General features: G+C 54.1%; 24 protein-coding genes. 19 read left to right on the plus strand and 5 right to left on the minus strand.

Going from position 1 to position 22,206, the window contains the following annotated elements; genetic code table 11:
• Window positions 1-3 precede the first annotated feature (3 nt).
• From hfq to CRO19_RS11335, 10 genes are all read left to right on the plus strand, one after another.
• Window positions 4-321 carry an RNA chaperone Hfq gene (gene hfq, locus CRO19_RS11285; RefSeq protein ID WP_008103618.1) on the plus strand — a complete coding sequence of 106 codons (318 nt, stop codon included), beginning with the start codon at window positions 4-6 and terminating at the stop codon, window positions 319-321.
• A gap of 80 nt (window positions 322-401) precedes the next feature.
• Window positions 402-1,682: a ribosome rescue GTPase HflX gene (gene hflX / locus CRO19_RS11290; protein WP_097095885.1), complete on the plus strand. Its 1,281-nt coding sequence runs from the start codon at window positions 402-404 to the stop codon at window positions 1,680-1,682.
• A 229-nt stretch (window positions 1,683-1,911) separates the two neighbouring features.
• On the plus strand, window positions 1,912-3,147 hold the full coding sequence (hflK, locus tag CRO19_RS11295; RefSeq protein WP_097095886.1) for an FtsH protease activity modulator HflK: 1,236 nt from the start codon (window positions 1,912-1,914) through the stop codon (window positions 3,145-3,147).
• A gap of 3 nt (window positions 3,148-3,150) precedes the next feature.
• Window positions 3,151-4,155, plus strand: a complete 1,005-nt coding sequence (hflC, locus tag CRO19_RS11300; protein WP_097095887.1) for a protease modulator HflC — start codon at window positions 3,151-3,153, stop codon at window positions 4,153-4,155.
• A 57-nt stretch (window positions 4,156-4,212) separates the two neighbouring features.
• Window positions 4,213-4,410, plus strand: a complete 198-nt coding sequence (locus CRO19_RS11305; RefSeq protein ID WP_097095888.1) for a DUF2065 domain-containing protein — start codon at window positions 4,213-4,215, stop codon at window positions 4,408-4,410.
• A gap of 179 nt (window positions 4,411-4,589) precedes the next feature.
• Window positions 4,590-5,888 (plus strand): adenylosuccinate synthase, encoded by a 1,299-nt coding sequence (locus CRO19_RS11310; protein WP_007892015.1) that lies wholly within the window; start codon window positions 4,590-4,592, stop codon window positions 5,886-5,888.
• 191 nt (window positions 5,889-6,079) lie between these two features.
• Window positions 6,080-6,523 (plus strand): nitric oxide-sensing transcriptional repressor NsrR, encoded by a 444-nt coding sequence (nsrR, locus tag CRO19_RS11315; RefSeq protein ID WP_097095889.1) that lies wholly within the window; start codon window positions 6,080-6,082, stop codon window positions 6,521-6,523.
• Window positions 6,524-6,539: 16 nt separating this feature from the next.
• Window positions 6,540-8,990, plus strand: coding sequence for a ribonuclease R (gene rnr / locus CRO19_RS11320; RefSeq protein WP_097095890.1), 2,451 nt, complete (start codon window positions 6,540-6,542; stop codon window positions 8,988-8,990).
• A gap of 123 nt (window positions 8,991-9,113) precedes the next feature.
• The gene (rlmB, locus tag CRO19_RS11325) at window positions 9,114-9,848 is read left to right on the plus strand and encodes a 23S rRNA (guanosine(2251)-2'-O)-methyltransferase RlmB (protein ID WP_097095891.1); all 735 of its coding nucleotides are present in this window, start codon (window positions 9,114-9,116) and stop codon (window positions 9,846-9,848) included.
• A 185-nt stretch (window positions 9,849-10,033) separates the two neighbouring features.
• The gene (locus tag CRO19_RS11335) at window positions 10,034-11,662 is read left to right on the plus strand and encodes an isovaleryl-CoA dehydrogenase (protein WP_097095892.1); all 1,629 of its coding nucleotides are present in this window, start codon (window positions 10,034-10,036) and stop codon (window positions 11,660-11,662) included.
• Here CRO19_RS11335 and bsmA read toward each other — a convergent pair.
• Window positions 11,636-11,962, minus strand: coding sequence for a biofilm peroxide resistance protein BsmA (gene bsmA / locus CRO19_RS11340; RefSeq protein WP_097095893.1), 327 nt, complete (start codon window positions 11,960-11,962; stop codon window positions 11,636-11,638). The two genes, CRO19_RS11335 and bsmA, sit on opposite strands and share 27 nt — an antisense overlap.
• A 54-nt stretch (window positions 11,963-12,016) precedes the next feature.
• A complete protein-coding gene (locus CRO19_RS11345; protein ID WP_097095894.1) occupies window positions 12,017-13,948 on the minus strand; it encodes a methyl-accepting chemotaxis protein in 1,932 nt (643 codons plus the stop codon).
• A gap of 158 nt (window positions 13,949-14,106) precedes the next feature.
• On the opposite strand from CRO19_RS11345, the gene yjfP reads away from it, so the two are divergent.
• A complete protein-coding gene (yjfP, locus tag CRO19_RS11350) occupies window positions 14,107-14,856 on the plus strand; it encodes an esterase (protein ID WP_097095895.1) in 750 nt (249 codons plus the stop codon).
• Between the two features lie 49 nt (window positions 14,857-14,905).
• On the opposite strand, the gene CRO19_RS11355 is transcribed toward yjfP, so the two are convergent.
• Complete coding sequence (locus CRO19_RS11355) at window positions 14,906-15,115, minus strand: hypothetical protein (RefSeq protein ID WP_097095896.1); 210 nt, start codon at window positions 15,113-15,115, stop codon at window positions 14,906-14,908.
• 386 nt (window positions 15,116-15,501) lie between these two features.
• On the opposite strand from CRO19_RS11355, the gene rpsF reads away from it, so the two are divergent.
• The 4 genes from rpsF to rplI are packed head-to-tail and all read left to right on the plus strand — an operon-like array spanning window position 15,502 to window position 16,942.
• Window positions 15,502-15,897 (plus strand): 30S ribosomal protein S6, encoded by a 396-nt coding sequence (gene rpsF / locus CRO19_RS11360; protein ID WP_007892026.1) that lies wholly within the window; start codon window positions 15,502-15,504, stop codon window positions 15,895-15,897.
• A 6-nt stretch (window positions 15,898-15,903) separates the two neighbouring features.
• Window positions 15,904-16,221 carry a primosomal replication protein N gene (gene priB, locus CRO19_RS11365; RefSeq protein ID WP_097095897.1) on the plus strand — a complete coding sequence of 106 codons (318 nt, stop codon included), beginning with the start codon at window positions 15,904-15,906 and terminating at the stop codon, window positions 16,219-16,221.
• 4 nt (window positions 16,222-16,225) lie between these two features.
• On the plus strand, window positions 16,226-16,453 hold the full coding sequence (rpsR, locus tag CRO19_RS11370) for a 30S ribosomal protein S18 (RefSeq protein WP_002210155.1): 228 nt from the start codon (window positions 16,226-16,228) through the stop codon (window positions 16,451-16,453).
• A 39-nt stretch (window positions 16,454-16,492) separates the two neighbouring features.
• Complete coding sequence (rplI, locus tag CRO19_RS11375) at window positions 16,493-16,942, plus strand: 50S ribosomal protein L9 (RefSeq protein ID WP_097095898.1); 450 nt, start codon at window positions 16,493-16,495, stop codon at window positions 16,940-16,942.
• Window positions 16,943-16,998: 56 nt separating this feature from the next.
• Here the strand turns inward: rplI and CRO19_RS11380 are convergent, their stop codons facing one another.
• Entirely contained in the window at window positions 16,999-17,655 is a 657-nt protein-coding gene (locus CRO19_RS11380) for a LysM-like peptidoglycan-binding domain-containing protein (RefSeq protein WP_176519147.1), read from the minus strand.
• Window positions 17,656-17,871: 216 nt separating this feature from the next.
• Between CRO19_RS11380 and bamJ the strand changes: the two genes are divergently transcribed.
• The 3 genes from bamJ (at window position 17,872) to CRO19_RS11395 (ending at window position 19,176) form a co-directional block, all read left to right on the plus strand.
• Window positions 17,872-18,492: a BamJ family beta-barrel-assembly machinery protein gene (gene bamJ, locus CRO19_RS11385; protein ID WP_097095899.1), complete on the plus strand. Its 621-nt coding sequence runs from the start codon at window positions 17,872-17,874 to the stop codon at window positions 18,490-18,492.
• Between the two features lie 129 nt (window positions 18,493-18,621).
• Window positions 18,622-18,870, plus strand: a complete 249-nt coding sequence (locus CRO19_RS11390; RefSeq protein ID WP_097095900.1) for a type II toxin-antitoxin system Phd/YefM family antitoxin — start codon at window positions 18,622-18,624, stop codon at window positions 18,868-18,870.
• A complete protein-coding gene (locus CRO19_RS11395; protein ID WP_097095901.1) occupies window positions 18,871-19,176 on the plus strand; it encodes a type II toxin-antitoxin system RelE/ParE family toxin in 306 nt (101 codons plus the stop codon). It abuts the gene before it with no gap.
• Between the two features lie 3 nt (window positions 19,177-19,179).
• On the opposite strand, the gene CRO19_RS11400 is transcribed toward CRO19_RS11395, so the two are convergent.
• Window positions 19,180-21,126: a bifunctional 2',3'-cyclic-nucleotide 2'-phosphodiesterase/3'-nucleotidase gene (locus CRO19_RS11400; RefSeq protein ID WP_097095902.1), complete on the minus strand. Its 1,947-nt coding sequence runs from the start codon at window positions 21,124-21,126 to the stop codon at window positions 19,180-19,182.
• Between the two features lie 293 nt (window positions 21,127-21,419).
• Between CRO19_RS11400 and cysQ the strand changes: the two genes are divergently transcribed.
• Window positions 21,420-22,166, plus strand: coding sequence for a 3'(2'),5'-bisphosphate nucleotidase CysQ (gene cysQ / locus CRO19_RS11405; protein ID WP_097095903.1), 747 nt, complete (start codon window positions 21,420-21,422; stop codon window positions 22,164-22,166).
• Window positions 22,167-22,206 lie beyond the last annotated feature (40 nt).

A 22,206-nucleotide genomic window follows, 5' to 3' on the forward strand; every position in this document is an offset into this window, starting at 1 on the left:
AGAATGGCTAAGGGGCAATCTTTACAAGACCCGTTTTTGAACGCATTGCGTCGTGAACGTGTACCGGTTTCGATCTATTTGGTGAATGGTATTAAGCTGCAAGGGCAAATTGAATCCTTTGATCAGTTCGTCATTCTGTTAAAAAACACGGTTAGCCAGATGGTGTATAAGCACGCCATCTCTACAGTGGTTCCTTCTCGTCCAGTGTCGCACCATAGCAATAACGCCGGCGGCAGCGGTGGTAGCAGCAACTATCATCACAGCGGAAGCAACCAAGGCGCTCAGTCGCAGCCACAACAAGACGGCGATAACGCAGAATAATTTTGCGCTGCCGTAAAGCCAGGGCTGGAGAGCGATAACGTTTTCCTGTCCTGGTTATTTTATTTAAGCGAGGTTATAGCTTGTTTGACCGTTATGATGCCGGTGAGCAGGCCGTACTGGTACACATCTGGTTCTCCCAAGACAAAGAGCTGGAAGATTTGCAGGAGTTCGAAACTCTTGTCTCTTCTGCGGGCGTTGAAGCGCTGCAAGTTATTACGGGCAGCCGTAAAGCGCCACATCCCAAATATTTTGTCGGTGAAGGAAAGGCAGTTGAAATTGCCGATGCGGTGAAAGCGAGTGGAGCATCGGTCGTTTTATTCGATCATGCCTTAACTCCTGCCCAGGAACGTAATCTTGAGCGGCTGTGCGAATGTCGCGTAATCGATCGCACCGGCTTAATTCTCGATATTTTCGCCCAGCGCGCCCGCACCCATGAGGGTAAATTGCAGGTCGAGCTGGCACAACTACGCCATTTAGCAACCCGTTTGGTTCGCGGATGGACACACCTTGAGCGCCAAAAAGGCGGTATCGGTTTACGTGGTCCAGGTGAAACTCAGCTGGAAACGGACCGTCGCTTGTTGCGTGGTCGCATCAGTCAGATTCTTTCTCGTCTTGAACGCGTTGAAAAGCAGCGCGATCAGGGCAGGCAGGCACGCGCCAAAGCTGACGTGCCAACGGTCTCGCTGGTGGGTTACACCAACGCCGGAAAATCCACACTATTCAACGCGATTACCTCTGCGGATGTTTACGTGGCGGACCAACTTTTCGCAACGCTTGACCCTACCTTGCGCCGGCTGAATGTCGCCGATGTCGGTGAAGTGGTTTTAGCGGACACGGTAGGTTTTATTCGCCATTTACCGCATGATCTGGTGGCGGCCTTTAAAGCCACGCTGCAGGAAACCCGCCAGGCAACGCTGTTGTTACATGTGATTGATGCTGCTGATTTGCGCGTGAATGACAACATCGATGCCGTAAATGAAGTATTGGCAGAAATCGAAGCCGATGAAATTCCGACTCTGCTGGTCATGAATAAAATCGATATGCTGGATGGTTTTGTGCCGCGTATCGATCGCAATGAAGAGAACCAACCGATTCGCGTGTGGTTATCTGCACAGAGCGGCGTAGGTTTACCGCTGCTGTGGCAGTCGCTTTCAGAGCGTTTAGCCGGAGAGATCGCGCAGTACGATTTACGTCTGCCGCCGGAAGCGGGCCGTTTACGCAGCCGTTTCTATCAGCTACATGCAATAGAAAAAGAATGGAATGAAGAGGATGGCTGTGTGAATTTGCATGTGCGTATGCCAATCGTTGACTGGCGCCGTCTGTGTAAGCAAGAGCCGTCGCTAGCCAGTTATATTGTTTGAAATTGCCCAATCGCACTTACCCAAAAAAGATTTCAGGTTGTAGTAATTATCGTTGCAGGCCGAAATATTATGGTTTTACGCGAATATTTCGGATTGCGGCAAGGCGGCAACTGAGCAAATCCCCAGGAGCTTACATCTGTAAGTGACTGGGGTGCGTGAAGGCAGCCAACGCAGCTGCAATCCGAAAGATGAAGGGTAAAACCGTAAATACAATAAATGGAGTAGAGACATGGCGTGGAATCAGCCCGGAAATAACGGACAGGACCGCGACCCGTGGGGAAGCAGCAATAATCAAGGCGGCAACTCTGGGGGAAATAAAGGAGGTCGCGATCAGGGACCACCTGATCTGGATGATATCTTCCGTAAACTGAGCAAAAAACTCGGTGGACTGGGCGGTGGCAAACAGAATGACAATGGCCAACGCAGCGGCGGCAGCGGTGGCAAAATAGTGGGCATTGTTGCCGTAGCAGCGGTCGTTATCTGGGCGGCTAGCGGTTTCTACACCATCAAAGAAGCAGAACGCGGTGTGGTAACGCGTTTTGGCAAATTTAGCCATCTGGTTGAGCCCGGTCTTAACTGGAAGCCAACGTTTATCGATCAGGTTCGCGCCGTTAACGTCGAAGCCGTGCGCGAACTGGCGGCGTCTGGCGTGATGTTAACGTCGGATGAAAACGTTGTGCGCGTTGAAATGAACGTGCAATACCGCGTGACCGATCCGGAGCGTTATCTGTATGCGGTGACCAGCGCCGACGATAGTCTGCGTCAGGCAACGGACAGCGCCTTACGTGGCGTCATTGGTCGCTCAACCATGGATCGCATTCTGACGGAAGGTCGTACCGTGGTACGTAGCGAAACGCAGCGTGAGCTCGACGAAACCATTCGTCCGTACAACATGGGTATTACCCTGCTAGACGTGAACTTCCAGGCGGCGCGTCCACCGGAAGAGGTTAAAGCCTCATTTGATGATGCGATTGCTGCGCGTGAAAACCGCGAGCAGTACGTGCGTGAAGCCGAAGCTTATGCGAATGAAGTTCAGCCGCGCGCTAATGGCCAGGCCCAGCGTATCCTTGAAGAAGGTCGCGCCTATAAAGAACGTACGGTGCTAGAAGCGCAGGGTGAAGTGGCTCGTTTTGCGCGCCTGCTGCCAGAATATAAGGCCGCACCTGAAATCACTAAAGAGCGTCTCTACATTGAAACGATGGAACGCGTGCTCAGCCATACTCGCAAAGTTTTGATCAGCGATCGTGGCAGCAACTTGACGGTTCTGCCATTGGATCAGCTGATGCGCGGTGGTCAGGCCTCGGGCCAGAGCGGTCAAAAAATGACGAATCTCATGAAATCACCTTCGTCTTCCGAAAGTAATGCGAGCCGTGGTGATACCTCATCATACAGTCCAGACAGCATCATGGATCAGCGTCGCGCCAATGCGCTGCGCAACGATACCCAGCGTCAAGGGAGGGAGTAATCGATGCGTAAGCCAATCATCGCCGTAATTATTGTAGTGTTGGTGGTGCTTTACGCGTCACTGTTCGTGGTGCAGGAAGGCCAACGCGGCATTGTGCTGCGCTTTGGCAAGGTTCTGCGTGACGATGAAAACAAACCGCTGGTGTACGCACCGGGTCTGCATTTCAAAATCCCGTTTATCGAAACCATGAAATCTCTGGATGCGCGCATTCAGACCATGGATAACCAGGCGGATCGCTTTGTTACCAAAGAGAAGAAAGACCTGATCGTTGATTCCTATATCAAATGGCGCATTAGTGATTTCAGCCGTTACTACCTGGCAACCGGTGGTGGCGACGTTTCTCAGGCCGAAGTATTGCTGAAACGTAAGTTCAGTGACCGTCTGCGTTCTGAAATGGGTCGTCTGGATGTGAAAGACATCGTGACCGATTCACGTGGCCGCTTAACCACCGATGTTCGAGATGCTTTGAATACCGGCAGCGCGGGCAATGACGATGAAGTGCAGACGCCAGCAGCAGATGATGCGATTGCCAATGCAGCGGCACGCGTAGAGCGTGAAACCAATAGCAGCGAACCGGCACCCAACCCGAACAGTATGGCTGCTTTAGGTATTCAGGTTGTCGACGTGCGTATTAAGCAGATCAACCTGCCAACGGAAGTGTCTGACGCTATCTACAACCGTATGCGCGCCGAGCGTGAAGCGGTTGCCCGTAGTCAGCGTTCACAAGGTCAGGAAGAGGCAGAAAAACTGCGTGCGCAAGCCGATTATCAGGTTACGCGTACTCTGGCAGAAGCTCAGCGTGAGGCGCTGATTTCACGCGGTGAAGGTGATGGTGAAGCAGCAAAACTGTTTGCTGATGCCTTCAGTCAGGATCCGGATTTCTATGCCTTTATCCGCAGCCTGCGCGCTTATGAGAATAGCTTCTCTGACAATCAGGATGTGTTAGTGCTGAGCCCGGATAGCGATTTCTTCCGCTATATGAAAGCGCCGACTAACGCCACGCGTTAAGAACTGATATAAAGTCCAGGCCGACAATGTTGTCGGCCTTTTTTTTGGGAAAAAAACATGAACACAACCATCTGGATGGCGCTGGCTTTAGTTTTGGTGCTGGAAGGACTTGGCCCCATGTTTATGCCACGCGTCTGGCGTCGCATGATTCTGGCGATGACCCAACTGCCCGATCGTCTGCTGCACCGTTTTGGTGGTGGACTGGTGGTAGCGGGCGTGGTGATTTACGCCATGATCAGTATGCACGCAGGTTGATAAACACAAATTTGCGTGATATCTCGCAACCCAATTGTGTCTGGTGGCCATTGTTCCCCCCAACATGTTGTGATGATCAAAACTCAGGCAAAAAACAGCGCAATCGTATGCTAAAAGTGCTGAAAGAGTAAAAGTCAGGTGGTAGAATCCATTTTTAAGCAATCGGTGATTTTGAAAAAATGGGTAAGAACGTCGTCGTACTGGGCACCCAATGGGGTGACGAAGGTAAAGGTAAGATCGTAGACCTTCTGACAGAGCGCGCGAATTACGTCGTGCGTTACCAAGGTGGCCACAATGCAGGCCACACACTTGTCATCAACGGTGAAAAAACCGTCCTCCACTTAATTCCATCTGGCATCTTGCGTGAAAACGTCACCAGCATCATCGGTAACGGCGTTGTACTGTCGCCTGAAGCGCTGATGAAAGAGATGAAAGGTCTGGAAGAGCGCGGTGTGCCGGTACGTGAACGTCTGCTGATTTCTGAAGCCTGCCCATTGATTCTGCAATACCACGTAGCCATGGATGTAGCGCGCGAAAAAGCGCGCGGCGCCAAAGCTATCGGTACTACCGGTCGTGGTATCGGTCCAGCCTATGAAGATAAAGTTGCCCGTCGCGGTCTGCGCGTGAGCGATCTCTTCAATAAAGAAACCTTCGCCGTGAAGCTGAAAGAGATCGTCGATTTCTACAACTTCCAGCTGGTTAACTATTACAAAACAGATGCTGTCGACTACGAAAAAGTGCTGAGTGATACGCTGGCGGTTGCCGATATTATCACTAGCATGGTGGTTGACGTCTCTGATCTGCTGGACGGCGCGCGCAAGCGTGGCGACCTGATCATGTTCGAAGGTGCACAGGGTACGCTGCTGGATATCGACCACGGTACTTATCCGTACGTCACCTCATCCAACACCACCGCAGGTGGCGTGGCAACCGGGTCAGGTATTGGTCCGCGCTACGTTGATTACGTGCTGGGTATCGTTAAAGCTTATTCAACCCGCGTAGGTGCAGGTCCATTCCCGACCGAACTGTTTGACGAAACGGGTGAGTTCCTGTGTGCGCAAGGCCACGAGTTTGGCGCGACAACCGGTCGTCGTCGTCGTACCGGCTGGCTGGATGCGGTTGCCGTTCGCCGCGCAGTGCAGATCAACTCATTGTCTGGTTTCTGCATGACCAAACTGGACGTGCTGGATGGGCTGAAAGAAGTAAAAATCTGCGTAGCTTATCGCATGCCTGATGGCCGCGAAATGACCACCACGCCGCTGGCCGCTGAAGGCTGGGAAGGCATTGAGCCGATCTATGAAACGATGCCAGGCTGGAGCGAAACGACATTTGGCGTGAAGACGCTGGAAGGTCTGCCGCAGGCTGCACGTGACTACATTAAACGTGTAGAAGAAGTCACCGGTGTGCCGATTGATATTATTTCTACCGGCCCAGACCGTAGTGAGACGATGATTCTGCGCGATCCATTCGACGCATAATCTCTCAAGGCCGGGTATCGCCCGGCCTTTGTATTTCTAATCTTTGACTCCACTCACTCTATTTTTTCTTGCAAATATCGATACTTGCCGGAAAAAAACGCACCGGCCACCACGCTCTGGTTTATCATCATACTTAAACATCACGCCGACCGGCGCATAGTCATAACGACCGATGATTCACTGAGGTATATGTGCAGCTAACAAGTTTTACCGATTATGGTTTGCGTGCGCTGATTTATATGGCGACGTTACCGGAAGGTAAGCAGACCAACATTACCGAAGTCACCGATACCTACGGGGTGTCGCGTAACCATATGGTCAAAATCATCAATCAACTCAGCCGGGCTGGCTTTGTCGCCGCAACACGCGGTAAAAACGGCGGAATTCGTTTAGGCATGAACCCGGAAAAAATCGTGATTGGCGAAGTGGTGCGAAAAATGGAGCCACTGCAGCTCGTGAACTGCAACGAGTGTGTCATCACGCCAGCTTGTCGTTTGCGTAAAGCATTGCACGATGCGGTCCAGTTATTCCTCAAGGAGCTGGATAAATATACGCTGGCCGATTTGGTCAAAGATAACGATGCGCTGTACCAACTTTTATTGTCCGAACCGCCGGTGGCAATCCAAATTAAATGACATCGGAGGAACCGTAATGTCAAAAGATCCTTTTCAGGATAGAGAAGCTGAAAAATACGAAAACCCTATTCCCAGCCGTGAATTCATTCTGGCGCTGTTAGAGAAACGGGAAAAACCGACCAGCCGCGATGACATCGCGCAGGAACTGAATATCACCAGCGAAGAGCAGCTGGAAGCGCTGCGCCGTCGTCTACGTGCCATGGAGCGCGATGGTCAGTTGGTGTTTACTCGCCGTCAATGTTACGCCCTGCCAGAACGTCTCGATCTCATTCGCGGTAAAGTGATTGGCCACCGCGATGGCTATGGCTTCCTGCGCGTGGAGGGACAGAAAGATGATTTCTATCTCTCTGCCGAACAGATGAAATTCTGCCTGCATGGCGACGTTATTCTGGCACAGCCGGGCAGCGCCGATCGTAAAGGTCGTCGTGAAGCACGTGTGGTACGCGTTCTCGAGCCGCGCAACAGCCAAATTGTTGGTCGCTACTTCACCGATGCGGGCACGGGATTTGTGGTGCCTGATGACAGCCGTCTGAGCTTCGACATCCTGATCCCACAAGAAGAAACGCTCAACGCGCGCATGGGTTCAGTGGTGGTGGTTGAGATCACGCAACGCGCCACGCGTCGCAGCAAAGCGCTCGGTAAAATTACCGAGCTGCTCGGCGATGATATGGGTACCAGCCTTGCCGTGGATATGGCGGTGCGCACCCATGAAATTCCGCACAGCTGGCCGGAAGAAGTGGAAAAGCAGATCGCCAGGCTGAAAGAAGAAGTACCGGAAGAGGCGAAGAAAGGGCGCGTTGATTTGCGTAACCTGCCGCTGGTCACCATTGATGGTGAAGATGCGCGCGACTTTGATGACGCTGTTTTCTGCGAGAAGAAGCGCGGTGGTGGCTGGCGTTTGTGGGTAGCGATTGCCGATGTGAGCTATTACGTCCGTCCCGGCACGCCGCTCGATGATGAAGCGCATCAGCGCGGCACGTCCGTCTATTTCCCGTCGCAGGTTATTCCAATGCTGCCGGAGATTCTCTCCAACGGCTTGTGCTCGCTGAATCCACAGGTTGATCGTCTGTGCATGGTGTGCGAGATGACCATCTCCTCCAGCGGCAAACTCACCGGCTTCAAACACTATGAAGCGGTGATGAACTCCCACGCGCGACTGACCTACAACAAAGTGTGGAACATTCTGCAAGGTGATGCCGATCTGCGTGAACAATACGCGGCGCAGGTGCCCCATCTGCATGAATTGCACAACATGTATCAGGTGCTGGAAACCGCGCGTGAGCAGCGTGGCGGCATTTCGTTTGAGACCGATGAAGCCAAGTTTATCTTCAACGCCGAGCGTCGCATTGAGCGCGTGGAGCGCACTTCACGCAACGATGCGCACAAGCTGATTGAAGAGTGCATGATTCTCGCCAACATTGCCTCAGCGCGTTTTGTTGAGAAAAATGAAGAGCCTGCACTGTTCCGCGATCACGATCGTCCAAGCGAAGACAGCATCAAAAGTTTCCGCACCGTACTCAACGAACTGGGCTTAAGCCTGCCGGGCGGTGCCAAGCCGCACCCGACTGATTATGCCGACCTGCTGAAGCAAGTGGCCGATCGTCCAGATGCAGAAATGCTTCAAACCATGCTGCTGCGTTCAATGAAGCAGGCAGTTTATGACCCGGAAAACCGTGGTCACTTCGGTCTGGCGCTGGCGTCTTATGCGCACTTTACCTCACCGATTCGCCGCTATCCCGATTTGCTGCTGCATCGCGCCATCAAATATTTGCTGGCGAAAGAGCGGGGTGAAGTGGATGGCATCACCACGCCGACCGGCGGCTATCACTACGATATGCAGCAGATGCTGCAGCTTGGCCAACACTGTTCGATGACCGAGCGTCGTGCTGATGAAGCCACGCGCGATGTCGCCGATTGGCTGAAGTGTGATTTCATGCAGGATCAGGTCGGCAACGTGTTCAGCGGTGTGATCTCCAGCGTGACCGGTTTTGGTTTCTTCGTCCGTCTTAACGATCTGTTTATCGATGGCTTGGTGCACGTTTCGTCGCTGGATAACGACTATTATCGCTTCGATGCGGTAGGCCAGCGTCTGATTGGTGAATCCGGCGGTCGTACCTATCGTCTTGGCGATGCGGTTGAAGTGCGCGTTGATGCGGTGCATATGGACGAGCGTAAAATCGACTTCGCGCTGATCTCCAGCAAGCGTGTACCGCGCGGTGAAGGCAAAACCGAGCGCGAGCGTGAGAAACGCGGCGGCAAGCCACCGGCCAAACGCCGTCGTGACGCCGGTAAGAAGGGGACTTTTGAACCTGATTCAGCGTTCCGCGGCGAGAAGAAAAAGCCTGCGGCTGCTGAAAAACCGGCTAAAACCGAGAAAAAAGGCAAAAAAGTCTCGGAGAAAACCCGTAAAATCGCCGCCGCCACTAAGTCCAGGCGCGCGTCGAAGAAGCAAACAGGCGAAGCCTGATTGTGTGGTCGCATTTGACGGCGACCTAACACACCAGCAACGTGTTTTCGTAGGGTGCGCATTTATGCGCACCTGAATAATGGCCGATCTCTTCATGATTCATCTCCAACCTTGAGCAAAGTAATGAGTGAAATAATTTTTGGTATTCATAGCGTGCAGGCGCTGCTGGAGCGCGATCCGCAGCGTTTTCAGGAAGTCTTTATCCTTAAAGGCCGCGAAGATCGTCGCCTGCAACCGCTGATCCTCGCACTGGAAGCTCAGGGTATTCCGGTACAGGTTGCCAATCGCCAATGGCTGGATAGCCAGGTTGAAGGCGGCGTACATCAGGGTATTGTGGCGCGCGTTAAGCCGGGCAAGCAGTACCAGGAAGGCGATCTGCCGGATCTGCTGCAGAGCCTGGAAAAGCCGTTCCTGCTGGTGCTGGATGGCGTTACCGACCCGCATAATCTCGGTGCTTGCCTGCGTAGCGCTGATGCCGCTGGCGTGCATGCGGTCATCGTGCCGAAAGACCGCGCAGCTCCGCTGAATGCCACGGCGAAAAAAGTGGCGAGCGGCGCGGCAGAAAACGTGCCTTTGATTCGCGTCACCAACCTGGCACGTACCCTGCGTTTGCTGCAGGAATACAACATTTGGGTAGTCGGCACCGCGGGTGAAGCCGATCATACCGTTTACCAAAGCAAAATGACTGGCCCGATGGCGCTGGTGATGGGGGCTGAAGGTGAAGGTATGCGTCGATTGACGCGTGAACATTGCGATGAGCTGATCAGCATCCCTATGGCAGGCAGCGTATCGTCACTGAACGTGTCAGTGGCCACTGGCGTATGTCTGTTCGAAGCCGTTCGTCAGCGTCAGGCGTGATCCCCGCCGCAAAAAAATTTTCAGGCCGGGCATAACTGCAAAACAGCGACATACTTATACCCTAAATAATTCGAGTTACAGGAAGGCGGCAAGTGCGTGAGTCCCCAGGAGCTTACATCAGTAAGTGACTGGGGTGAACACACGCAGCCAACGCACCTGTAGCTCGAAGTATGACGGGGATATTTATGATTTGGACCACTCACACCGTATTCAATCAACCCCATCCGCTCAGCAACAGTAACCTGTTTACGCGTGATATCGCCTTGTGTGAGGCGGTTGCACGCGAAGGTGCTAGCTGGGACCGTGAATGGCTGGCTTCAGTGGGCCTGCAACTGGGCAGCGCTGAATCGCTGGAACTAGGCCGCCTGGCCAACGTCGAATCGCCGGAGCTGCTGCGTTACGATGCGCGCGGTGAACGTCTCGATGAAGTGCGCTTTCATCCGGCCTGGCATCTGCTGATGCAGGGATTGTGTGCCAGCCGACTGCACAATCTCAGCTGGCAACCCGACGTGCAGCCACATGCGATGGTGGCACGTGCCGCGCGATTTATCCTGCATGCGCAAGTTGAAGCAGGCTCGCTTTGTCCCGTCACCATGACGCATGCCGCCATTCCGCTGCTGCAAAATCATCTGCCTGAACCCTATGCTGACTGGCGCGAAACGCTGCTCAGCGATCGTTATGACGCGCATCACCTGCCGGGCAATAAGAAACGCGGCCTGCTGATTGGCATGGGCATGACGGAAAAACAGGGAGGCACCGATGTGTTGAGCAACACCACGCGCGCTGAGCCGTTAGGTGTGCGTGGTGTCGGTCAGGCGTATCGTATTACCGGCCACAAATGGTTCTTCTCGGTACCGCAGAGCGATGCGCATCTGGTTCTGGCGCAAACGCCACAAGGGCTGAGTTGCTTCTTCCTGCCGCGCCTGCTGCCGGACGGCACGCGTAACGCTATTCGCCTCGAGCGTCTCAAAGACAAACTGGGCAATCGCTCCAACGCCAGTGCCGAAGTCGAGTTTCAGGATGCCATTGGCTGGTTGATGGGCGAAGAGGGCGACGGCGTACGGCTGATCCTGAAAATGGGCGGCATGACGCGCTTCGACTGCGCGCTGGGCAGCCACGGCCAAATGCGCCGCGCGCTGTCAATTGCCGTACACCATGCGCAGCAGCGCCAGGTGATGGGCAAAAACCTTATCGATCAGCCGCTGATGCATGCAGTGCTGGCGCAGCAGGCGCTGCAGCTGGAGGGACAAACTGCACTGTTGATGCGTCTGGCACGTGCCTGGTCATCGCCCGCCAGCGAACATGAACGCTTATATGCGCGTTTGTTCACCCCTGCCGCCAAATTTGCCGTCTGTCAGGCGGGGATGCCGTTTGTGGCGGAAGCGATGGAAGTGTTGGGCGGCATCGGCTATTGCGAACAGAGCGAGCTGCCAAGGCTATATCGAGAGATGCCCGTCAACAGCATCTGGGAGGGTTCTGGCAACGTGATGTGCCTTGATGTACTGCGCGTAATGGATCGTCATTCAGAAGTGATAACCATGCTGCACGATGAGTTTGATGCGGTAAAAGGCAGTAATCGCCATTTCGATCGTCGCTGGCGACAGCTGCGTTTGCAGCTTGCTCACGCGCGCGAAGGGCAAGCACGCGACATCACGCGTGAGCTGTATCTGCTGGGCAGCGCGGCAATTCTACTGAAAGTCGCTGAGCCGCCGCTGGCCGATAGCTGGTGTCAGCAGCACCTCGATATGCGCGGTAAACGCGCGTTAAGTGACGATCTTTGCGCACGCTTACTGCTGCGCGCCAGTGCCGCTTGAAGGTGCGCCATACAGAATGGCGGTGGCGTACCAGAAGCTGGGAATGGTGGTCTCATCCAGCATCAGAATCTGATAATAAACCGCACCGGCCTGATTGGCTTTGGCGGCGATGGCGCGCTGCGCATCATCCGGCGAGCCGCGCGTGGTGGCAGTGATAGTGCCGAGCTTCGGCAATCCATAACTCTGCGCACGCGAAATTTCCTGCGCCTGATGACTTGGCGGCGGCGGGGCTTGTGGCGTGGTGGTGAAAGCAGCGCAGCCGCTGAGCAGCAGCGTTAACACCAGAAAGAGAGTACGCATGGCAATTCCAGAAGGGGGAAGATGGTTCAAGTGTATGCCATCTTCCCAGCAGTTTTAGTCCTTCAGATGAAAAATGCTCACCAGCTGGGTCAGATGGTGACCTTTCTGGCTCAGATGATTGGCGGTGGATTCTGACTGATTAATCATATCGCTACTTTGATGGGTTGCCTGGCTGATGTGATTCATCGCCAGATTCACCTGGCCAATACCCGCCGCCTGCTCCTGCGCGGCGATATTGATCTCTCCCATCAACGTTTTAACCTGCTCAATGTGATTGACGATATGGCTCATCGCATCGCGCGTTTGCTCCGACAGCGTATGCCCGGCCGCCACTTTATCGATTGAGCTGGCGATCAACCCATCAATCTCTTTAGCGGCATTGGCACTGCGCTGCGCCAGCGCACGCACTTCAGCAGCGACAACCGCAAAACCTTTACCGTGTTCACCGGCACGCGCCGCTTCAACCGCGGCGTTCAGCGCCAGGATGTTGGTCTGAAATGCGATCGACTCAATGACGTGGGTGATATCGGCGATACTCTGCGACGCAACGCGGATCTCCGACATGGTTTCCACCGAGCGCGCTACGGTGCTGCCGCCGTGATTGACGGTATTGGCTGCTTCACCCACCAGTGCCATGGCCTGACGCACGTTGGCGGCGGTTTGTGCCACCGTAGCGCCAAACTGCTCCATGCTGGCCGAGGTTTCTTCCACGCTGCTGGCCTGGCGGCCAATCTGCTCGCTAATGCTGGAGCTGCTGGCGGCGATAGTGTCGGTGCCGCTGCTGATCTCACGCGCGGCCGAGCGCACCTGGCTGACGACTTTTTCCAATCCATCGCCAATGCCGTTGATGGCGCTAACCAGCTGACCGATCTCATCACGACGTGTGGAGTCAAGATGCGCCTGCAAATTACCGGCGGCGTACTGTTCCGCCAGATGAATTACCTGCTGCAGCGGACGTGTAATGGCGCGGCGGCTGTACCACATAAAGCCAAGCGCAAACGCAACCACCAGCGCCAGGCCAATCGCCATAAACAGGTTACGGCTGTGCGTGATGGGCGCCAGCAGGCTGGCACGGCTCACCTCACTAACGATGATCCAGTTCCAGCCCGGCAGCTGCTGCCACGCCAGCAGTTTTGTTTCGCCCTCAAGTTCAACCGCGACTAATCCCTTCGGTTGGCTGAGCAGCTGCTTTTGTGTGGCCTGATCCCAGCGCGGCAGTTTGCCTTCAGATTGACGATCAAACAGATATTGTCCCTGGCTGCTGCCCGGCGCACCGTTGAGCACCGAGAAGGTGCCGCTGTCGCCTAAATGACGCGCCAGCACTTTGTCGCGCATCAGCGCGTATTGCGCATCGATCTGCACGCCCACGAACAGGATAGCGATCACCGCGCCGCTGCTATCCTGCACCGGCTGATACTGCGTGATGTAACGATGGCCGAACAGCGTTGCCAGGCCACGATATACCGCGCCCTGATTCACACTGCGCCAGGCGGCACTGCTGCGATCCAGTTTGGTGCCAATCGCCCGGCTGCCATCCTCTTTTTTCAGCGAGGTGGAAATCCGCACATAATCCTCGCCGTCACGCACGAAAACGGTGGAGACCGCGCCGGTGCGATCGAGGAAATCATCCACGGCAATCTGGTCGAGGTTGAGGGTTTTCAGCCCGGCACGTAGCGTTGGCGTACTGAATTCACCCACCTGAATGCGTTCACTTTCGTCGCGACTAAAGCGTTTTGGCAGAAAGCTCTGGAACAGTTTGGTGTAATTTGCCACTTCTTCCGATAGCGTGGCGTTGAACATGGTGGCCATTTCATTAATGCCCTGCACCTGATTCTGCATATCATCGGTCGCCAGCTGCTCCAGCTGACGGGCCGCGTTATGGCTTAGGGTAAGGGTCAACGTAAAGAGCACAATTGCCACGCTCAAAGACGTCAATACAGACAGCTTAATTCCGAGACTCATGGCGCTGAGAGAAAGACGCTGCATAAAGTACCTTTTGAGATTATTGGAGGGGTACAAGATCAACGGCAAAGCGCGCTAAATGTTTAGGGCAGAAATTATTACAACTTAATGTGAAGTGGCTCGCATTTTGTCCGGTAGCGCTTACACTGAGTCCAGTGATAATCATTCTCAATGGAGGCGGTATGATTGAGTTGGCAACGGAGAATCTGGCCGGTATCGAATGTATTCACGCGGCACCGACCGGGCAGCGGCAAGCACGTTTACCGACGGTATTGTTCTACCACGGGTTTACCTCTTCGAAAGAGGTTTACAGTTATTTTGCCGTGGCGCTGGCGCAGGCCGGTTTCCGCGTCATCATGCCCGATGCAGATATGCACGGTGCGCGCTATAACGGCGATACCGAAATGCGAAACACGCACTTCTGGGACATCCTTAAACAGAACATTGATGAAGTGGCGGTGCTGGAAGCGGCGCTGCGTGAGAATGACTGGATTGCCGATGAGCGTTTTGCCGTGGCGGGCGCATCGATGGGCGGCATGACCGCGCTCGGCGCAATGGCGCGCTACCCACAGATTCACAGCGTGGCGTGTTTGATGGGCTCCGGCTATTTCATGCAGCTCAGTCATACGCTGTTTCCGCCGCTGGTGGCCCGTACGCCAGAACAGAAAGAAACTTTTGCCGCGCGTTTAGCCCCGCTGGCACCCTATGATCCCAGCGAACAGTTACAAAAACTGGCGAATCGGCCATTACTGCTGTGGCACGGCGAAGCGGATGAAGTGGTGCCCTTTGCCGAAACGGTGCGGCTAGACAAAGCGTTACGTGACGCGGAGCTCGATCAACACGTGACCTCACTTTCTGAGAAGCATATCGGCCATAAAATCACGCCTTCGGCCCTGACGGCGCTGGTCAGCTTCTTTAAACATCATTTATAAACTAAAGCGGGTTGGCGTGATTGACGCCAACCCGTTGCGATAAGCCGCTCTAAAGTTGTGACGACAACCGTTCGGCGGCGCTGGTATTAGCACTGACAGGGTTACTGCTTGCAGGCGCATCCAAACGATTAACGTAGACATAGCCTGATGCCGCGTTGCTGTTGTGACTTCTCATCTGCAACGCCTGGTCAGCGGAGCTGGCAAAAGCGGGGGTAGACAGGAAGAGACCCAGTAAAGTGGCGAAAATGATGATTTTCATAATCGACTCCTCACTCCAGGGATTACACTCTCAGACGTTACGAAATGGTTAAATCGTTGCGCCTGTAACTAGTGTAGTGCTTAACCAGCTTGCCGCCAGATCGTCCTGCTGAACGCTTTCTTCAGAGAATTTGATGAAGCGTCTGCTAACGCAATGAATCTCAACACTTAGCACAAAAAGCAGCATCAGCTGGCACGATAGTCGCTATTTGATGAATTGTGCGCTTGAGTTTCTGCGGGGACGCCAGTATGATTACGCGTCAATTTTTCAGCTGCATTCAGAGGTGTGTTTCATTTATTGAATGATTCACAACCTATAACGTTCCTTGCTTCCGTGGGCCGCAGCTGACCCCGACAGGAGGCTGAATAATCCGTAAGGAGCTATCGATGCGTCATTACGAAATCGTATTTATGGTCCACCCTGACCAGAGCGAACAGGTTCCAGGTATGATCGAGCGTTACACTGGTGCTATCACCGGTGCACAGGGCACGATTCACCGTCTGGAAGACTGGGGCCGCCGTCAGCTGGCTTACCCAATCAACAAACTGCACAAAGCTCACTATGTTCTGCTGAACGTAGAAGCGCCGCAGGAAGTGATTGACGAGCTGGAAACTAACTTCCGCTTCAACGACGCCGTTATCCGCAGCATGGTTATGCGCGTTAAGCACGCGGTAACTGAAGCATCTCCGATGGTTAAAGCTAAAGACGAGCGTCGTGATCGCCGCGAAGACTTTGCTAACGAATCGGCTGATGACTCAGATGCTGGGGATTCTGAAGAGTAATCCGTTATGACGGCAAATCGACTGCGCCTGTCTGGCATTGTGTGCAAGACGCCGGTTCGAAAAGTCAGTCCGTCAGGGATACCTCATTGCCAGTTCGTGCTTGAGCATCGTTCTGTGCAGGAGGAGGCCGGTTTCCACCGGCAAGCCTGGTGTCAAATGCCGGTGATTATCAGCGGCAGCACCCATCAGGTGATTACTCAACATATAACGGTCGGCACGCAACTCACTCTCGAAGGCTTTATTAGCTGCCATCAGGCACGCAATGGTCAGAGTAGAATGGTGTTACATGCCGAGCAGATTGATTTGATAGATTCTGGAGACTAGCCAAATGGCACGTTATTTCCGTCGTCGCAAGTTCTGCCGTTTCACCGCGGAAGGCGTTGTAGAGATTGATTACAAAGATATCGCTACACTGAAAAACTACATTACCGAAAGCGGTAAAATTGTCCCGAGCCGTATTACCGGTACTCGTGCAAAATACCAGCGCCAGCTCGCTCGTTGCATCAAGCGCGCTCGCTACCTGTCCCTGCTTCCGTACACTGATCGTCATCAGTAATCGGTAGTTGTCCATTAACGACTTTAAGAGGATAAGGTAATGCAAGTTATTCTGCTTGATAAAGTAGCAAACCTGGGCAGCCTGGGTGATCAGGTTAGCGTTAAAGCGGGCTATGCTCGTAACTTCCTGGTTCCACAGGGTAAAGCTGTTCCTGCTACCAAGAAAAACGTTGAGTTCTTCGAAGCGCGTCGCGCTGAACTGGAAGCCAAACTGGCTGACGTTCTGGCTGCTGCTAACGCACGTGCAGAGAAAATCAACGCACTGGGCAACGTAACCATCGCGTCTAAAGCTGGCGACGACGGCAAACTGTTCGGTTCCATCGGTACGCGCGACATCGCTGGTGCAGTTACTGCCGCTGGCGTTGAAGTGTCTAAGAGCGAAGTTCGTCTGCCGAACGGCGTTCTGCGCACCACCGGTGAGCACGAAGTTGACTTCCAGGTTCATAGCGAAGTCTTCGCTAAACTGGTTGTGAATGTAGTTGCTGAGTAATTTTACTCGGTAATGCGAAAACGCCGGCCTTGTGCCGGCGTTTTTGTTTTTATGCTTTACTGGGCGCGGATAAAGCTGCCATCCGGCTGGCGTGTAAACAGCACCGGACCGTTACTGCCATCTACCGTTAAACCGGTCACCACGCCTTGTGCGTTCTGACGGATTTTCACCTGCTGACCGTTCTGCAGCGCACTCAGCGGTTGTCCATCACCTTCCACTCGCGCCATGGCAAACACATCATTCACCGGCAGATTATTGTCGCGGAACAGCTGCGCCAGCGTCTGACCTGATGCCACGCTGTAAGTGCGCCATTCGCCCTGCGAATCGGTTTTGGGCGAGGTGTTCTGCTGCTGATTATTGTTATTGTAAATCTCCGCCTGCATTGGCACTTCTTTGCCGGTGTTATCCGCTGGACGCTCCACCGGATACTGCGGCGTGCTGCTCGGCCAGAGAAACGCCAGCAGCAGCACCAGCAGCGCAATCACAATGCCGCGACGATGCAAAGCGGGCAGTGGGTCCATCCAGCGCACATCATCCAACAGATGCCAAGCGCGCTGTAATGCGGCGGGAACGCGGGAAGGGTGATCGGAAGCCATTCGTGAATCCTCCTCGCTGGCTGCTTTACGCGGAATGCGCGGCAGCCAACGTTGCAACCAAGGTAATAAAGTACGCGGTGCGCGCGTCCTGCGACGTCGTGGGGCGATCTGGCCCATGTATTCTCTCTTGTTCCGACGGTGGCAGGTGAAAACCTCGCCACAGCTATAGTATGGGCAATGCGGACGGGAAGTGCCTGGCAGCATTGAAAAATTTGACCGGTGTATTGTTTCTCTTTCGCTGGAAAATGTCATCTGCGGCGCGCGAGATTTTACGCCAGCCGCCCGCGCTGGTATGCTGCCGGTTCTATTTTTCTCCGGGATTAAGGAATCAAGATGACGACCCCTTCATTCGACAGCGTCGAATCACAAGCAAGTTACGGTATCGGTTTACAGGTAGGCCAGCAGTTGCAAGAGTCTGGACTGCAGGGTCTGCAGCCAGAAGCACTGCTCGCCGGCCTGCGCGACGCGCTGGAAGGGAACTCACCTGCCGTCCCGGTTGACGTGGTACATCGCGCGCTGCGTGAAGTGCACGAACGCGCAGAAGGCGTGCGTCGTGAGCGCGTAGAAGCCATGGCGGCAGACGGTCAGAAATTCCTCGAGCAGAACGCGCAGCGCGAAGGCGTGAGCAGCACCGAAACCGGTCTGCAGTTCAGTGTGATCACCCAAGGCGATGGCCCGATCCCTTCACGTCAGGATCGTGTCCGTGTGCATTACACCGGCAAACTGATCGATGGCACCGTGTTTGATAGCTCAGTGGCGCGCGGCGAGCCGGCGGAATTCCCGGTAAGCGGCGTTATCGCGGGCTGGATTGAAGCGCTGACCCTGATGCCGGTTGGCTCCAAATGGGAACTGGCGATTCCACACAACCTCGCGTACGGCGAGCGCGGTGCTGGCGCATCCATCCCGCCATTCAGCACCCTGGTGTTTGAAGTGGAGCTGCTGGAAATTCTGTAAGCCGCTAACCCGCTTCTCTAAAGCCGGCATGTCATCATGCCGGTTTTTTTATATCTGTAGTTCGCGCTGGTTTTAAAATGATCAGCGCTTATAATGTGCGAATCGAACGATTCACACGAAAGGTGCGGTATGTATTTACTTTCTGCCAATGAAGCCAAAACCCAATTTGGCGATATGCTACTGAAAGCGCAGCGTGAACCGGTCCAGATTAGCCGTAACGGAAAGCCGGTAGCAGTCGTGATTTCCGCGGAGGAGTATCAGGCGATAGAGGCCATGAAGCAGCAATTTGTGCAGGAAAAAATTGCCCGTGCCAGAAATGACATTGCCAACGGGCAACTGACCGATGGTGAAACCTTTTTCGACCAACTGCTGGACTAAATGGCTACTTTTCAGCTCACGGATGAAGCGCGGCAGGATATCGTCGATATTCGCCGGTTTACCCTGCAGAAGTGGGGCGATGCGCAATCGAAAAGCTATCTCAAGCGTTTGCAGGAAACGTTGCGCACACTTGCCGATATGCCGAATTTGGGAAAAAGCAGAGCGCTGGATGTTGCTGAAGGTGTACTGAGCTTTCCCTATGTCAGCCACATGGTTTACTACCAGCCAGGCGGGAAAGGCATCATTATTTTGGCGATATTGCATCAGAGCCGGGTGCCAGCAACGCATCTGGCCACCCGGTTGTAGCAACTATTTCTTATGCAAATCCACCTGCCACAGCGCAAAACCGATCTCATCGCTGCCTACCGCTTTCATCGGGTAATCGGCATGCTGTTCAATAAACTGCGTGGCTTTCGCGCCGGGTGCGGTTTCAAAACGGATATCCAGCGGCGTGGTGCTGCTAATCGGTGCCAGGCGCCAGTTGTGATCCGCCTGCGGTTTCACTTCGCCGTGCGCTTTGGTCTCGCTGCTGATATAAGCGGCAACCACCGAGCGGTTCTCATCCGGTGAAGCAAACGCGACATACTTATCGCCGGTGCCGGCAAACTTACCGCCATAAGCGCGGTAGTTATTGGTGGCGACCAGGAAGGTGGCATTGGGATCAATCGGCTTGCCTTGCCAGGTGAGGTCCTTAATACGCGATGCCTGCTTGTTGCTCAGCGTGCATTCCGCGTCGTAACGCGCCGGTTGCGTTACATCGATTTGGTACTGCACGCCATCGATCACATCGAAGTTATAGGTGCGGAAATCCCAGTTGATCAGCGATTGCGGTTTGCTGCTATGCGGATCAATTTGATTGAACTGCGCGGCGGAACACTCCAGCCACTCTTTCACCTGCGCCCCGCTGACTTTCATCACCACCAGCGTATTGGGGTAGAGATAGAGATCGGCGGCATTACGGAAGGTAAGATTGCCTTTCTCCACTTCTACGTAGCTGGCGGGATCGTTCTTACGACCACCGGCTTTAAACGGTGCCGCGGCGGAGAGCACCGGCAAGCGGCCGAGATCGGGATCGCCCTGAATAAAGTGCTCAACGTAAGCGCGCTGCGCGTTATTGACGATCTGCACCGTGGGATCGTCCTGTACCAGCGACAGGTAGCTGTACATCACGTCGGCAGATTTGCCGATCGGTTTGGCAACAAACTCGCGCGTGGCACGGTGATCCTGTTCCAGCACTTTTACTAAGTTGGCATCTTCAGCGGCCAGCGATTTTTTCGCCGTGCTGTCATAAATCGGACGCGCTTCGGCTTTGCCCTGCGCCACCTGCCATTTGCCGCCGTCATTATTCAGCACTAAATCGACCACGCCAAGATGATCGCCCCACATGCCGGGCATGACGGCAGGAACACCGTTCAGCGTGCCTTGTGCAATATCAGCGCCTTGTATGGCGGCGAATTCTTTGCTCGGGAACACGGCATGCGCATGGCCGAACATGATGGCGTTGATGCCTGGAACCTGGCTTAGGTAGTAAACCGAGTTTTCGGCCATGGCGTGATAGGGTTCGCTGCTTAAGCCGGAGTGCGGAATAGCGACGATAATTTCAGCACCTTTTGCGCGCATTTCCGGCACATAGCGCTTCGCTGTTGCCGTAATATCATCAACCCGCACTTTTCCCTGCAGATTGTTGCGATCCCACACCATAATCTGCGGTGGAACGAAGCCGATGTAACCGATTTTCAGCGTGTGCGGCTTGCCTTCACGGTCCGTGACCGTCGTTTCTTTGATCAGATAGGGCGTAAACAGCGGTTTCCCGCTCTTTTCATCGATAATGTTGGCATTGACGTAAGGGAAGCGTGCGCCAGCCAGCGCTTTTTGCAGATACGGTAAGCCATAGTTGAATTCATGATTGCCAAGGTTACCAACCACATAATCCAGCGTGTTCATTGCCTTATAGACGGGATGCACTTCGCCCGGTTTTAGCCCCTTCGCCGCCATGTAATCACCCAGCGGACTTCCCTGAATGATATCGCCGTTATCCACCAGCAGGCTGTTCTTCGCTTCAGCGCGCGCCTGCTGAATCAGTGTCGCGGTACGAACCAGGCCAAACTTCTCGGTGGGCGTATCTTTGTAATAATCGAAATCCATCATATTGCTGTGCAGATCGGTGGTTTCCAGAATGCGCAGATCCACCGTAGCAGCCTGTACCGTAGCGGCAGAAATACACAGCGCCAATAACGACATGCTCGCTTTGAACATCGCTTGCTCCTTGTTCGGTCCAATGGGCCTCTCAAAATAATGTAAAACGATGACGAATTATCATTTCAATTTGTGATGGTGCTCGGAATTCCATCTTATTTCTTGCTATACGCCGCGCTCAGCGCGCATTCAGCATCCTGCCATAGCCGCAGCTGATGAACTATGATATTGATAATCATATAGATTGCCGTAGCAGACAGCGCAGTCGCAGGCTGTCGAAGGACAACTGCTAAAATAAGAACAGGTTGGCGGTGGATGTCTGACAGGCAGAATCAGCGGAAAAGAGGTGCAGAATGTTAGATAAAATTTGTCAGCTGGCGCGTGAAGCGGGTGATGCCATTATGCAGGTTTATAACGGTGCAGAGCCGGTGGATGTCACGCGTAAGTCGGATGATTCGCCGGTTACGGCGGCCGATCTTGCCGCGCACCGGGTCATTGTTAGCGGGCTAAACACACTTACGCCAGATGTTCCGGTGTTATCAGAAGAAGATCCGCCGGGCTGGGAAGTGCGCCAGCACTGGCAGAAATATTGGCTGGTCGATCCGCTGGATGGCACCAAAGAGTTCATCAAACGCAACGGCGAGTTTACGGTAAATATTGCGCTCATCGAAAACGGTAAGCCGGTGTTGGGCGTAGTGTATGCGCCGGTACTGGGCGTAATGTATTCCGCTGCGGAAGGTAAAGCCTGGAAAGAAGAGAACGGCCAGCAGATGCAGATCCATGCGCGTGAAGCGCGTCCGCCACTGGTGGTGGTGAGCCGTTCGCATTTTGATAGCGATACCGAGCTACAAGAATATCTGCATCAGCTGGGCGAGCATCAAACTACCTCCATCGGCTCATCGTTGAAGTTCTGCCTGGTGGCAGAAGGCGCCGCGCAGCTTTATCCGCGCTTTGGACCGACAAATATCTGGGATACCGGTGCGGGACACGCCGTGGCGATCGCTGCAGGTGCGCATGTACATGACTGGCAGGGCAAAACGCTTGACTACACGCCGCGTGAGTCGTTTCTCAATCCCGGTTTCCGCGTCTCGCTGTTTTAAGATTGGATAGGGTCGCCATAAATGGCGTAATGCCGATCGG

This window comes from Candidatus Pantoea floridensis (assembly GCF_900215435.1).
Taxonomy (GTDB): domain Bacteria; phylum Pseudomonadota; class Gammaproteobacteria; order Enterobacterales; family Enterobacteriaceae; genus Pantoea; species Pantoea floridensis.